13 protein-coding genes and 1 tRNA gene are annotated in these 11,862 nt (G+C 59.2%); 10 read left to right on the forward strand and 4 right to left on the reverse strand.

Annotated features, from left to right (window positions below):
- Positions 1–7: 7 nt before the first annotated feature.
- Together HP062_RS28205 and HP062_RS28210 are read right to left on the reverse strand one after the other, a co-directional pair.
- A complete protein-coding gene (locus HP062_RS28205; protein ID WP_010462257.1) occupies positions 8–481 on the reverse strand; it encodes a peroxiredoxin in 474 nt (157 codons plus the stop codon).
- Between the two features lie 10 nt (positions 482–491).
- Entirely contained in the window at positions 492–1,052 is a 561-nt protein-coding gene (locus tag HP062_RS28210; RefSeq protein WP_010462255.1) for a glycine cleavage system protein R, read from the reverse strand.
- Positions 1,053–1,380: 328 nt separating this feature from the next.
- Here HP062_RS28210 and dapA point away from each other — a divergent pair, with 328 nt between their 5' ends.
- The 8 genes from dapA (at position 1,381) to HP062_RS30840 (ending at position 6,933) form a co-directional block, all read left to right on the forward strand.
- Entirely contained in the window at positions 1,381–2,259 is an 879-nt protein-coding gene (dapA, locus tag HP062_RS28215) for a 4-hydroxy-tetrahydrodipicolinate synthase (RefSeq protein ID WP_010462253.1), read from the forward strand.
- Positions 2,260–2,276: 17 nt separating this feature from the next.
- On the forward strand, positions 2,277–3,392 hold the full coding sequence (gene bamC / locus HP062_RS28220; protein WP_077749619.1) for an outer membrane protein assembly factor BamC: 1,116 nt from the start codon (positions 2,277–2,279) through the stop codon (positions 3,390–3,392).
- 4 nt (positions 3,393–3,396) lie between these two features.
- Positions 3,397–4,155, forward strand: a complete 759-nt coding sequence (locus HP062_RS28225; RefSeq protein ID WP_008153089.1) for an MBL fold metallo-hydrolase — start codon at positions 3,397–3,399, stop codon at positions 4,153–4,155.
- A gap of 28 nt (positions 4,156–4,183) precedes the next feature.
- Positions 4,184–4,897, forward strand: a complete 714-nt coding sequence (gene purC, locus HP062_RS28230; protein WP_008034929.1) for a phosphoribosylaminoimidazolesuccinocarboxamide synthase — start codon at positions 4,184–4,186, stop codon at positions 4,895–4,897.
- A gap of 83 nt (positions 4,898–4,980) precedes the next feature.
- Positions 4,981–5,070 (forward strand) — tRNA-Ser (locus tag HP062_RS28235).
- 592 nt (positions 5,071–5,662) lie between these two features.
- Entirely contained in the window at positions 5,663–5,986 is a 324-nt protein-coding gene (locus HP062_RS28240) for a hypothetical protein (RefSeq protein WP_172792383.1), read from the forward strand.
- Positions 5,987–6,230: 244 nt separating this feature from the next.
- The gene (locus HP062_RS28245) at positions 6,231–6,596 is read left to right on the forward strand and encodes a hypothetical protein (RefSeq protein ID WP_077750054.1); all 366 of its coding nucleotides are present in this window, start codon (positions 6,231–6,233) and stop codon (positions 6,594–6,596) included.
- Positions 6,589–6,933: a hypothetical protein gene (locus HP062_RS30840; protein ID WP_197678981.1), complete on the forward strand. Its 345-nt coding sequence runs from the start codon at positions 6,589–6,591 to the stop codon at positions 6,931–6,933. Before HP062_RS28245 ends, HP062_RS30840 begins: the two co-directional genes overlap by 8 nt.
- Before the next feature lie 95 nt (positions 6,934–7,028).
- On the opposite strand, the gene HP062_RS28255 is transcribed toward HP062_RS30840, so the two are convergent.
- Complete coding sequence (locus tag HP062_RS28255) at positions 7,029–7,628, reverse strand: cupin domain-containing protein (protein WP_042932918.1); 600 nt, start codon at positions 7,626–7,628, stop codon at positions 7,029–7,031.
- A 67-nt stretch (positions 7,629–7,695) separates the two neighbouring features.
- Positions 7,696–9,657 (reverse strand): FAD-dependent oxidoreductase, encoded by a 1,962-nt coding sequence (locus HP062_RS28260; RefSeq protein WP_083374820.1) that lies wholly within the window; start codon positions 9,655–9,657, stop codon positions 7,696–7,698.
- 217 nt (positions 9,658–9,874) lie between these two features.
- On the opposite strand from HP062_RS28260, the gene HP062_RS28265 reads away from it, so the two are divergent.
- Complete coding sequence (locus HP062_RS28265; protein ID WP_077750049.1) at positions 9,875–10,924, forward strand: ABC transporter substrate-binding protein; 1,050 nt, start codon at positions 9,875–9,877, stop codon at positions 10,922–10,924.
- A 75-nt stretch (positions 10,925–10,999) separates the two neighbouring features.
- Entirely contained in the window at positions 11,000–11,779 is a 780-nt protein-coding gene (locus HP062_RS28270) for a class II aldolase/adducin family protein (RefSeq protein ID WP_172792384.1), read from the forward strand.
- Positions 11,780–11,862: the final 83 nt, after the last annotated feature.

Raw genomic sequence — 11,862 nt, forward strand, 5'->3', positions numbered from 1 at the left:
ATAAAACTCAGGCCTTGTTCAACGCCTGTGCAGCCGCCAACACCGCATCCACATGCCCCGGCACCTTCACACCGCGCCATTCCTGACGCAGCACTCCGTCCTTATCAATCAGGAATGTGCTGCGATCGACGCCCATGTATTCCTTGCCATACAGCTTCTTCAGCTTGATCACATCAAACAGCTGGCAGAGCGCTTCTTCCTTGTCGCTGATCAGCTCGAAGGTGAACGCTTGCTTGGCCTTGAAGTTCTCGTGGGATTTCAGGCTGTCACGCGAAACACCGAAGACTTCGGTGTTTGCCGCTTTAAAGGCGTCAAGCTGATCGCGAAAGCCCTGGCCCTGAGTGGTGCAGCCCGGCGTGCTGTCCTTCGGATAGAAGTAGATCACCACTTGCTTGCCTTTAAGGCCCGCGAGGCTGACGGTCTGTCCATTGGTGGCGGGTGCTTCGAAGTCGGCAACCGGTTGGTCGATGGCAACGGCCATGAAAGCTTCCTTACATTGGGTTTTGTGGGCGCCACGGTTCGATCAGTGCGTCCAGGTTCAGCGCGTCGGCGAAATCCAGGAACTGATCGCGCAACCAGCTGATCTGCACGCCCGCCGGCAAGGTCACGGTAAACGTGGCGTTGAGCATGGTGCCGCCGGTTTGCGGCGCCTGATACGTGTCGCAGGTCAGGTTTTCCAGCTCGACGTTGTGGTCCATGAAGAACTGGCACAGCTCGTTGATGATGTCCGAGCGATAGGCCGAGCTGACATAAGCGACGTAAGGCAAAGCCTGAGGACGATTCTCCAGCGCCGCGCTGCGCACCACGTTAACGGTGAATGCATGCTTCTTGGCAAGGCCCGGCAGGCTGCCTTCAAGGCGCGCCAGGGCGTCCCAGCTGCCGGAGATTTCGAGGATCAACGCGCTGCACTCGCCATGACGGGTCAGGCGAGAAGTGACCACGGCGCAGCGGTTTTCATGGCTGGCGCGGCACAGGACGTTAGTCAGCTCCATGGGGTTGGCGCCGAGGGCACTGATGACAAGGAATTGTTCGCGAACTGTGGGGGTGGACATGCAGCATTCCTAAAGCGATGAGCGGTCGATACTTTTACGGGCTTTTACTACCGGGGGCGAGCCTGCGGATGCGAATTCAAAAAACCCGGGCCGAAGGTTGCAACGTGCTCCATCAAGGCAGGAGCGAGGGGTGGCAACGCTGGATCGGGGCTTGTGATGCCGAAAATGGAGGCTCAAACCCGACGTGCGAGCTTATCAGTACCGATCAAAGCCTGAAGGGTAGCGAAAAGCAGCGCCAAGGGGAATGGCAGCAGCGCAGTACTTTGCTTGTACAAGCATCTTGGCGCCAGTACCATTACCGCTCTCTTTTTCCGGCAGGAGCGGTTGCATGATTGCGGGCAGTATGGTGGCACTGGTCACACCCATGGATGCACAAGGTCGTCTCGACTGGGACAGCCTGAGCAAACTGGTGGACTTTCACCTGCAGAACGGCACCCACGCGATCGTGGCCGTCGGCACTACAGGTGAATCGGCCACCCTTGACGTGAACGAGCACATCGAAGTGATTCGTTACGTGGTGAAGCAGGTGGCAGGGCGCATTCCGGTGATCGCCGGTACCGGCGCCAACTCGACGCGCGAAGCCATCGAGCTGACCACCAATGCGAAGACCGCCGGCGCCGATGCTTGCCTGCTGGTGACGCCGTACTACAACAAGCCGACCCAGGAAGGCTTGTACCAGCACTTCAAAGCCATCGCCGAAGCCGTCGACATCCCGCAGATCCTGTACAACGTGCCGGGCCGTACCGCCTGCGACATGCTGACCGAAACCGTGATCCGCCTGTCGACCGTGAAAAACATTATCGGCATCAAGGAAGCCACCGGCGACCTGGCCCGCGCCAAAGCCATCATCGACGGCGTCAGCAAAGACTTCCTGGTGCTGTCCGGTGACGACGCCACCGCAGTCGAGCTGATCCTGCTCGGCGGCAAAGGCAACATCTCGGTCACCGCCAACGTCGCCCCGCGCGACATGAGCGACCTGTGCAACGCTGCCCTGAAAGGCGACGCCGTCACGGCCCGCGCGATTCACGAAAAGCTGATGCCGCTCAATAAAACCCTGTTTATCGAATCCAACCCTATCCCCGTGAAATGGGCGCTGCATGAAATGGGCCTGATGCCGGACGGTATTCGTCTGCCGCTCACCTGGCTCAGCGCTGCCTGTCACGAACCGCTGCGGCAGGCCATGCGCCAGTCCGGCGTACTGGTTTAATTGAGGAAGCACTACGCATGAAGCGATTGGCCGGACTTTCCGCACTTGCCTTGATTATCTCCAGCACCAGTGGCTGTGGATGGGTCTGGGGCCCGGAAGGTTATTTCCGTGACCGTGGTAGCGATTACCTGGAAGCGCAACAGACTGCACCTATGCAACTGCCAACGGATGTCAGCACCGCCAAGCGTCTGGATCCGCTGCTGCCGATCCCGCGCAACGTGGCTGATGACACCGCCAAAGGCGAATACATCGTGCCGCGTCCGCAGCCACTGACGGCATCGGCTGACGCCAGCGCCTACTCGCTGCAGAAGAGCGGTGATTCGCGCTCGATCCTGGCCCAGAATCCACCTGCCGAAGCCTGGCCAGTGGCGATACAGTTCTTCCAGGACAACGGTTTCCGCCTGGACGAACAGAAGCCGCAAACCGGTGAATTCACCACCACCTGGCAGCGTTCCGACGAACTGTCGGCAGCGATGGCCAAGCGCCTGAGTTCCGCTGGCGTCAGCACCGACAGCGAAACCCGCGTTCGAGTGCGTATCGAGCCGGGCGTTCAGCGCAACACCAGCGAAATCTACGTGGTCAGCGCCGAGCGTCCTGCCGGCAGCACCGCCGACGTGGCCTTCACCAACCGTTCGGTCAACACTGGCCTGGACGCGGCACTGGTCGACGACATGCTCGCGAGCATGAGCCGCATCTCGGAAAAGGGCGGTTCGGTTTCCATGCTGGCTTCGCGTGATTTCGATACGCCGAGTCGTGTCAGCCTGAGCGAAGACGGCAGCGGCAACCCGGTTCTGAACGTCGGCAATGACCTGGATCGTGCCTGGTCGAGCGTTGGTCGTGCGCTGGAACAGGGCGAATGGCGCGTTGAAGACATCAACCGCAGCCTGGGCCTGTACTACATCAATCTCTCCGAAAAAGCCGAGAAGAAAGACGAGAAGCCTGGCTTCTTCAGCAGCCTGTTCGGCAGCGCGCCGAGCAAGGAAGAAGTTGAAGCCCGTGCCGAGCGTTATCAGGTTCGCCTGAGCAAGGTAGGCGAGAACGTCCAGGTCACCGTCGAGAAAAACATCAACACCGTGGCGCCGGCAGAAGTGGCGCGCAAAGTGTTGAGCGTGATTCAGGACAACCTGGGCTGATCACATGCGTTTTGCCGTTCTCGGCAGCGGTAGCCAAGGGAACGGCACGCTGATAGCCAGTGCTGATACGTATGTGCTGGTGGATTGTGGTTTCTCCCTGCGGGAAACTGAAAAACGCCTGCTGCGCCTGGGTGTGAACCCTGCGCAGTTGAGCGCGATACTCGTGACCCACGAACATGCCGACCACGTGCATGGCGTGGGTTTGCTGTCTCGGCGCTACAATCTGCCTGTCTACCTCAGTCGCGGGACCCTGCGCGGGATGCGCAAACCGATTGAACCGGCTGGCCTTCTGGCTGGCGGCGAGCAACTGCAGATCGGCGCACTGAGCATCGGCGTCATTGCCGTGGCCCACGATGCACAGGAACCGACGCAGTACGTTTTCAGCGACGGTGAGCGGCGCTTTGGCCTGCTGACCGATCTGGGCTCGTATTGCAATAAGGTGCTGGACGGCTATCGGGACCTCGATGCGCTGATGATCGAGTCCAACCATTGCCGTGACATGCTCGCTCGCGGTCACTACCCGTACTTCCTGAAGCAGCGGGTGGGCGGTGAACTGGGACATCTGAACAACCACCAGGCGGCATTCCTGGTGTCTGAGTTGGGCTGGCAAGGCCTGCAACACCTGGTCCTGGCCCATCTGAGCAGCAAGAACAACCTGCCGCAGCTGGCCCGGCAATGTTTTGTCGACACCCTCGGGTGCGACCCGGACTGGCTGCAACTGGCCGATCAAGATTCAGGGCTCGACTGGCGACACATCGCCTAGCCCACCTACTTAGCAAGCGGAGCCCATCATGGAAAAACGTGAAGAACTCTACCGCGGCAAAGCCAAATCGGTTTTCAAGACCGACGACGCTGACCGCTTGATCCTGCTGTTTCGCAACGACACCTCGGCGTTCGACGGCAAGCGCATCGAGCAGCTCGACCGCAAAGGCATGGTGAACAACAAGTTCAACGCCTTCATCATGCAGAAACTCGAAGCCGCCGGCGTGCCGACCCAGTTCGACAAACTGCTGGGCGACAACGAATGCCTGGTGAAGAAACTCGACATGATCCCGGTCGAGTGCGTCGTGCGTAACTACGCCGCCGGCAGCCTGGTCAAGCGCCTGGGCGTCGAAGAAGGCATGAAGCTCAACCCTTACACCTTCGAACTGTTCCTGAAGGACGACGCCAAGGGCGACCCGTTCATCAACGAATCCCACGTCGTGGCCTTCGGTTGGGGCACCGCCGAGCAACTGGTTCGCATGAAAGAACTGTCGCTCAAGGTCAACGAAGTCCTGAGCAAACTGTTCGACGACGCCGGCCTGCTGCTGGTCGACTTCAAACTCGAATTCGGCGTGTTCTCCGACGGCTCTATCGTCCTGGGCGACGAATTCAGCCCGGACGGCTGCCGCCTGTGGGACAAGGCCACCGGCAAGAAAATGGACAAAGACCGCTTCCGCCAGGGCCTCGGTGATGTCATCGAAGCCTACGAAGAAGTCGCCAATCGTCTGGGCGTACCGCTTTAATCGACGCAAGCATCTGATAGCACGGAAAAATTTCGCTTAGGGGGTTCGCTTCCGGCGAAAGTGTTGTTATGATGCGCGCCGTTGGAGAGATGCCAGAGTGGCCGAATGGGACGGATTCGAAATCCGTTGTACCTTCACCGGTACCTAGGGTTCGAATCCCTATCTCTCCGCCATTACATAGAAAAAGCCCCGTAGCTGAAAAGTTACGGGGCTTTTTTGTTTCCAATGTCCCGTCCTGAATAAGGTTTACACCTGTTTCAGGACTAGACATGGATTTAGCTTGTTCATTATCAGTTCCCTTGATTAGAAGAACTGCCACTTCGCTGTCTCAAAAGCGGGGTGGCAGCCGTGCGTGGTGTGAGACCCGGCAATCAAGGTAACCGGTAGGCCCGAAAGCCTCCCACGCACAGCCGCCATAAAACCGATTCGCTGACGAAAAAAAACGCCGCATAGGTTCTGTGGCGCTTTGCGCCTTGATTGTCCCCGGGGTCTCACGCCCGATCGCTGAATGTGCAGCGACGTCTGGAGAGTATCCCGACAAAGATAGGGGCAACAAGGCGGTAGCTTGCTGAAATGCACAGTAACGCGCTTCCTTACGCAACTCTCGGAGTTTGCCTACAACTTCAGCGAGAGTCACCCGGATATTCTGGTACCGACCCCACTCTGACAAAGAAGCGAAGCCCGACCAAGCGAGAAAAAAAGGCGCATCCCGCTCATTAGCTATCATGCAATAAAGAGCGAAATCACCGGATAGCGGGGAAGAGCATGAATAGATGGCGGCGGCTTTGGTTGATTATCAAGCTGATTGCAGCCTTGGCGGCCTGTGTGGCCGTCGCTGTTCAGGCTTTTCTCTACATGCTGGACAGCTCCGACGCCGTGCAAATTCACCCATTGAGCATTTTGGTTGTCGGGCTGATTTTTGGCTTCATTACTTTTGGACTTCTCTCATTGATTGAGAGGGGTGTGTTGCGACTGGTGGCGCCGATCATTTCCAGACCTCAAGCAGAACCTGTAGGCAATGCCGGTGCAATGCCGGAACGGCCACTGACCTTTTCAACCGAAGACCCCACTCATCAGAGAAATCTGTGACCTTGCGCTGGCAGCTTTCGCAAGAGCCCGTGGACGGATCTCACAGGCGTAATTCCGGGCTGACACAAACGAGAGAATCGTCCTACTTCGCACGCGGATACGTCCGAGATTGATCGAAGGTATATTCGTTTTTCAGCGAAGGCATCCGTAATGACTTCGCGGTCGAGCAGGTGGCTGGACGTTACGCACCATCTTCTGGTTGATCGGTTAATCGATGATTTATTCCCTCAAGGAGGAGGTAGCGATGTACAGCAGCAGTGAAGATGGTTTTCAGAGTAATGATCAGACCGGGGTGTCACGAGGCAAGCCAATGCCTGGGGATCTTCATCTGGATACCGGGCGGTTGGCCAACATTTTCAAAGCGCGAATAAAGAATACCGGGTGCCCGTTCTGTGAGCATGATGAGTGGGAGTTACCACTCCAGGCCGGGGCGACGGGTGTCGGGTTGCCTTGGGCGTGTGGCAAAGAGTATTTCCGCTCCGGCACGCCGGCGGTGATGCTTAATTGCAAATACTGCGGATTTATTCGCCTGCATTCGCTCAATGTGCTGGCAGATATCGTCGTCGAAGACAGCAGCAAAACCGTAGCGCTGGAGGTCTGCGATGAGTGAACCTTTTGTGCTGGTAAACCTTGATGAGCATTACCCCGACCGCTTCCCGAGCAACAAAAGAAGTGGCACTGACGAGAATGGACGAAGACCATCAGGTCCTCCAGGAGAAAACCCATTGGAACCGCGAGTATCTAAACTTGAGACGCATATCGAATACGTCCGACGTGACATTGGTGACCTTCGCGTGGAGTTTCGTGAGCACCGTCAAGAGGCTCGAACGGATTTTCGGGAGCACCGCAAAGACGCTCGAACGGATTTTCGTTTACTGTTCGGCGCGTTGATCACCACGGCGCTGGGCTTGGCAGCCATGATGGGAAAAGGGTTCGGTTGGTTGTAAATGAGCGAGTAAAAAGAAAAACCGGCTAAACGCCGGTTTTTTCGTGCAATTTGCCGACACCCTGATTTTGTCTGCGCTCTGAGGTCGCCAGCCCCTCAAAACGAAGGCGGCGTAATCACCCAGATCACCACCGCGTCCACCTCACCAGGATTGCCATACCGATGCGGCTCCTGGCTCGAAAAACTGAAACTGTCCCCTTCATTCAGCTGGAAATAACGCTCCCCCACCCACAGCTCAAAACTCCCCGACAGCAAATACCCAGCCTCTTCCCCTTCATGGCTGTAACTCTGCTGACTGTAAGTCCCGGGTGGAAACCGTGAGTGCAGCATTTCCAACTGCCGATTCGGCTGCGGCGTCAGCAGCTGATCCACAATCCCGTCCTCATAATGCACGCTCATCCGAGTGTTCTTGCGCACCACAACGCCGTTGTCTTCAGGCGCTGTAGTGCCCTCGCTGGCAAAGAACCATTGGATGGTCACACCCAAACTACGCGCGATATTGAACAGCGCAGGAATCGACGGATAAGCCAGATTCCGTTCCAGCTGGCTGATATACCCCGCCGTCAGCTCGCTCATCTGCGCCAGTTCCGCCAGGGTCATGCCCCGACGTTTACGCAACCCACGAATCCGTGTGCCGAGAAAATGCGGTTCTGCCGTGGCGCTGTCCTGTGTGGGCGCGCTGCTGGCAGGCGGCATCTTGCTGCTGTTGCTCATGGCGTGCTCCAAACCGGGGTGTGTAAAAGCCCCGGAGTATAAAACAGCCTCAAAGCGCCCAGGCGACTTTCAAACCTTCGTAGATGGCTTCTTCGGCGGTGCGCGGGGCGAGGCAGTCGCCGATGCGACGAAATTCCACCAGACCTTGCAGCTCGGCGCCGAGGGTGTCGACGGGTTGATGGCCCTGGCAGAGCACCAGTGTGTCGATGTTTTCGAAGAGCATCGGTTCGCCGCTGGCGGTGTGTTGCAGGTAGACGGTGTTGTCGTCGCAGCCGTAGAGGCGGGCGTAGGGGGTGATCGGGATGCCGAGTTTGTGCAGTTCGCCGGCCAGTTGATCGCGCACGTACAGCGGCAGGTTTTCCCCGCAATGGGTGCCGTTGACGGCGAGTTGCACCTGGTGCCCGGCGCGTACCAGACGTTCGGCGATGCCGGGTCCGATCCAGTCGGCGCGCCAATCGACGACCACCACGGAACGACCGATTTGCACCTCCTCGCGCAGCACTTGCCAGGCGTCTACGACCTGCAATTCGCCGCCTCGCTCGAAGTCCGGCCAATACGGTTCGGCGCCGGTAGCAACGATCACCATGTCCGGCCGCTCGCGTTCGACCAGCGCCCGGTCCACGCGGGTATTGCGCACAACGCGCACCCCGGCCAGCTCCATTTCGCGTTGCAGGTTGGTGCTGGCGCCGCCGAATTCGGCACGCCGGGGCAGCAGTTGCGCCAGCAGGACCTGGCCGCCGAGTTGCGAGCTGGCTTCGTAGAGTGTCACGTCATGGCCGCGCTGGGCGGCCACGGCGGCGGCTTTCATCCCAGCCGGTCCGCCGCCGGCGATCATGATGCGCTTGCGTTGGGCCGCTGGTTGTCGCTGGCCGAAGATCAATTCACGCCCGGTTTCCGGGTGCTGGATGCAGGAAATCGGCAGGCCTTTGTGGAAGTGGCCGATGCAGGCCTGGTTGCAGGCGATGCAGGCGCGCACGTCTTCGACATGGCCAGTGTCGGTTTTGTTGGGCATTTGCGGGTCGCAGATCAGGGCGCGGGTCATGCCGCAGACGTCGGCTTGGCCACGAGCCAGAATCAGCTCGGCTTCTTGCGGCTGGTTGATGCGGCCGGTGACGAACAGTGGAATCGACAACCCGGCCTTGAACGTTCCGGCTTCCTTGGCCAGATAAGCGGCTTCGATCGCCATCGGCGGCACGATGTGCACGGCGCCGCCTAAAGACGCCGAGGTGCCGGCGACGATGTGCACGTAGTCCAGAATCGGTTGCAGGGATTGCACGGCGGCCAGGGATTCGTCCTCGGTCAGCCCCTCGGGATCGCGTTCATCGGCGGAAATGCGCAGGCCGACGATGAAGTGCTCATCGGTGTTGGCGCGCACCGCCGCGATCACTTCCCGCAGGAAACGCAGGCGCTGTTCCAGCTCGCCGTTATAGCCATCGGTGCGACGGTTGACCCTGGGGTTGAGGAATTGCGCCGGCAGGTAGCCATGGCTGGCGACCACTTCCACACCGTCGATTCCGGCCTGGTACAGACGTCGGGCAGCGGCGCCGTAACCGGCGACGATCTCGTCGATCATCGCTTGATCCAGCGCACGCGGCATCACCCGGAAACGCTCGTTGGGCACCGCTGACGGCGAGTAGGCGACGGCCAGCAAGCCATCGCTGGACTCCATGATTTCCCGACCTGGATGGAAGATCTGCGACAGCACCACGGTGCCGTGCGCATGGCAACGTTCAGCGATCGTCCGATAGCCCTCGATGCAAGCGTCGTCAGTGGCCATCAGCACATGGGAGGTGTACCGCGCGCTGTCATGCACCCCGGCCACTTGCAACACGATCAGCCCGACGCCACCTTCGGCCCGAGCGGTGTGGTAAGCGATCAGTTGCTCGTTGACCAGGTTGTCGGTGGGCATCGAGGTGTCGTGACCGCTGGACATGATGCGGTTTTTCAGGCGTTTGCCACGCAGCTGCAAGGGTTCGAACAGGTGTGCAAAAGCGGGGGACGAGGTCGGCATGGGACGGTTACTCCAGGCAGGCTGCAGCCGAAAGGCCGGCTTTTCGGTGTTGTTATTATTTGCCTATAGAAATTTACCTGTAGTAAAAAATCAACTTGTTTTTTTACTGTGCCTCGCAGTAGATTCGTTTGGCGCCCGCACCTGGGGCGAACCTCACAACAATAAAAAAGGGTCACGTCGACGTTGAGTCGAGTGGCACCGGCAAGAGGAACCACTGATGAAATCGAATACGCTCAAGCACGGTTTTTATCCCTTGATGCTGTCCTTGGCCGTCAGCCTTGGCAGCGCTCAGGCAGCACCGGACATGGTGGTGGTGGGTTACGGCGGCGCCGGCCAGAAAGCCCAGGATGTGGCGTTCTTCCAGCCGTTCAGCATTGCGGATCGCAGCAAGCTGATTCAAAGCGAATACAACGGTGAGATGGCCCGGATCAAAGTGATGGTCGACACCGGCAACGCCGATTGGGACGTGGTGCAGATAGAAGGCCCCGACCTGATGCGCGGTTGCGATGAAGGAATGTATGAAAAACTCGACTGGAAAACCCTCGGTCGCGTCGAACAATTGATTCCCGACGCCGCGCAGCCGTGCGGTTCGGCAGCGCTGGTGTGGAGCGTGGCGATTGCCTACGACACGCAGAAGCTGGCGCAGGCTCCGACGTCGTGGGCCGACTTCTGGGATGTGCAGAAAACCCCCGGCAAACGCGGGCTGCGCAAGCGTGCTGTGTACAACCTGGAGTTCGCGTTGCTGGCCGACGGCGTGAAAGTCGAAGACGTTTATTCAGTGTTGAACACGCCGCAAGGTGTCGACCGGGCCTTCGCCAAGCTCACCGAGCTCAAACCCTACATCCAGTGGTGGGAAGCCGGCGCGCAACCGGCGCAATGGCTGACGGCCGGGGATGTGGTGATGACCTCGACGTACAGCGGACGTGTGGCCGCTGCCGCGCAAAACGGCAGTCACCTGGGGCTGGTGTGGCCGGGCAGTCTGTATGGCATGGATTACTGGGCGATCATCAAAGGCTCGAAACATGTCGATCAGGCCAAGCGCTTTATCGCGTTCGCCAATCAGCCGGACGCGCAGGTCAAGTATGTCGAGCAGATCCCTTACGGCCCGACCAATACGCAAGCGGCAGCCAGACTCGACGGCAAACTCGCGCAATGGGTACCCACGGCGCCGCAAAACCTGAAAGGCGCGCTGTCGATGGACGTGGCGTTCTGGGTCGATCACGGCGAAGAACTCGAAGAGCGTTTTAATGCCTGGGCCAGCAAGTAGCCGCTGGCGGCTGGACGTTTCACCGCGTCCGGCCTTACTGTTTTGCGCAGTCGATTACCCTGGAGAACCGCAACAATGAACGAGATCGCCCACCCGCTGCGCAGCACGACGGAACAGCATCTGCGCGAGGAACTGGCCGCCTGTTATCGATTGATCGCGCACTTTCGCATGACCGATCTGATTTTTACCCACATCTCGGTGCGACTGCCGGGGCCTGAGCATCACTTCCTAATCAATCCATACGGGCTGATGTTCGATGAGATCACCGCGTCGAATCTGGTGAAGATCGGCCTTGATGGCCGGGCCGTGGAGCCGTCGCCGTATCCGGTGAATCCGGCAGGTTTTGTGATTCACAGCGCCATTCATGGTGCGCGTGACGATGCGCAGTGCGTGCTGCACACCCACACCCGATCCGGCTGCGCGGTCGCGGCGTTGAAGTGCGGGTTGTTGCCGGTGAATCAGATCTCCATGGAGTTCTACGGGCGGGTGGCCTATCACGACTATGAAGGCGTGGCGCTGGACATGAGCGAGCAGCAGCGTCTGGTGAAGGACCTTGGCGACAAGCCGGTGCTGATGTTGCGTAATCACGGTTTGTTGACCGTTGGCCAGACCGTGGGGCAGGCCTTCTTGCGCATGTACTACCTGGAAAAAGCCTGTGAAATCCAGCTCGCTGCGCAAGCTGCCGGTGAGTTGGTCTTGCCGCCGAGCGAGGTGTGCGAACACACCGAACGTCAGTTCAATGATCCTGGCCGGCCGCTGGACGAAGGGGAGTTGAGCGACCCGGATGCCATGCAGTTGGCCTGGGCCGCGCTGTTGCGATTGCTTGAGCGGGTGGCGCCGGGTTATCGCGACTGACTGGAGACTTGCCACGCTCTTGCTGTACAGTCGTTCAGCCCGCGGCGTTCACCGCCGCGCCCTAATGATTGATCCACGGAGAG

It is taken from the genome of Pseudomonas sp. B14-6, assembly GCF_013260315.1.
GTDB classification, from domain to species: Bacteria; Pseudomonadota; Gammaproteobacteria; order Pseudomonadales; family Pseudomonadaceae; genus Aquipseudomonas; species Aquipseudomonas mandelii.

What these genes read in the sequence shown, in the direction of transcription:
- HP062_RS28210 (WP_010462255.1), bottom strand. Translation starts at nt 1,052, where the DNA reads ATGTCCACCCCCACAGTTCGCGAACAATTCCTTGTCATCAGTGCCCTC.
- HP062_RS28260 (WP_083374820.1), bottom strand. Translation starts at nt 9,657, where the DNA reads ATGCCGACCTCGTCCCCCGCTTTTGCACACCTGTTCGAACCCTTGCAG.
- HP062_RS28270 (WP_172792384.1), top strand. Translation starts at nt 11,000, where the DNA reads ATGAACGAGATCGCCCACCCGCTGCGCAGCACGACGGAACAGCATCTG.
- HP062_RS28265 (WP_077750049.1), top strand. Translation starts at nt 9,875, where the DNA reads ATGAAATCGAATACGCTCAAGCACGGTTTTTATCCCTTGATGCTGTCC.
- HP062_RS28225 (WP_008153089.1), top strand. Translation starts at nt 3,397, where the DNA reads ATGCGTTTTGCCGTTCTCGGCAGCGGTAGCCAAGGGAACGGCACGCTG.
- HP062_RS30840 (WP_197678981.1), top strand. Translation starts at nt 6,589, where the DNA reads ATGAGTGAACCTTTTGTGCTGGTAAACCTTGATGAGCATTACCCCGAC.
- HP062_RS28255 (WP_042932918.1), bottom strand. Translation starts at nt 7,628, where the DNA reads ATGCCGCCTGCCAGCAGCGCGCCCACACAGGACAGCGCCACGGCAGAA.
- HP062_RS28240 (WP_172792383.1), top strand. Translation starts at nt 5,663, where the DNA reads ATGAATAGATGGCGGCGGCTTTGGTTGATTATCAAGCTGATTGCAGCC.
- HP062_RS28245 (WP_077750054.1), top strand. Translation starts at nt 6,231, where the DNA reads ATGTACAGCAGCAGTGAAGATGGTTTTCAGAGTAATGATCAGACCGGG.
- purC (WP_008034929.1), top strand. Translation starts at nt 4,184, where the DNA reads ATGGAAAAACGTGAAGAACTCTACCGCGGCAAAGCCAAATCGGTTTTC.
- HP062_RS28205 (WP_010462257.1), bottom strand. Translation starts at nt 481, where the DNA reads ATGGCCGTTGCCATCGACCAACCGGTTGCCGACTTCGAAGCACCCGCC.
- dapA (WP_010462253.1), top strand. Translation starts at nt 1,381, where the DNA reads ATGATTGCGGGCAGTATGGTGGCACTGGTCACACCCATGGATGCACAA.
- bamC (WP_077749619.1), top strand. Translation starts at nt 2,277, where the DNA reads ATGAAGCGATTGGCCGGACTTTCCGCACTTGCCTTGATTATCTCCAGC.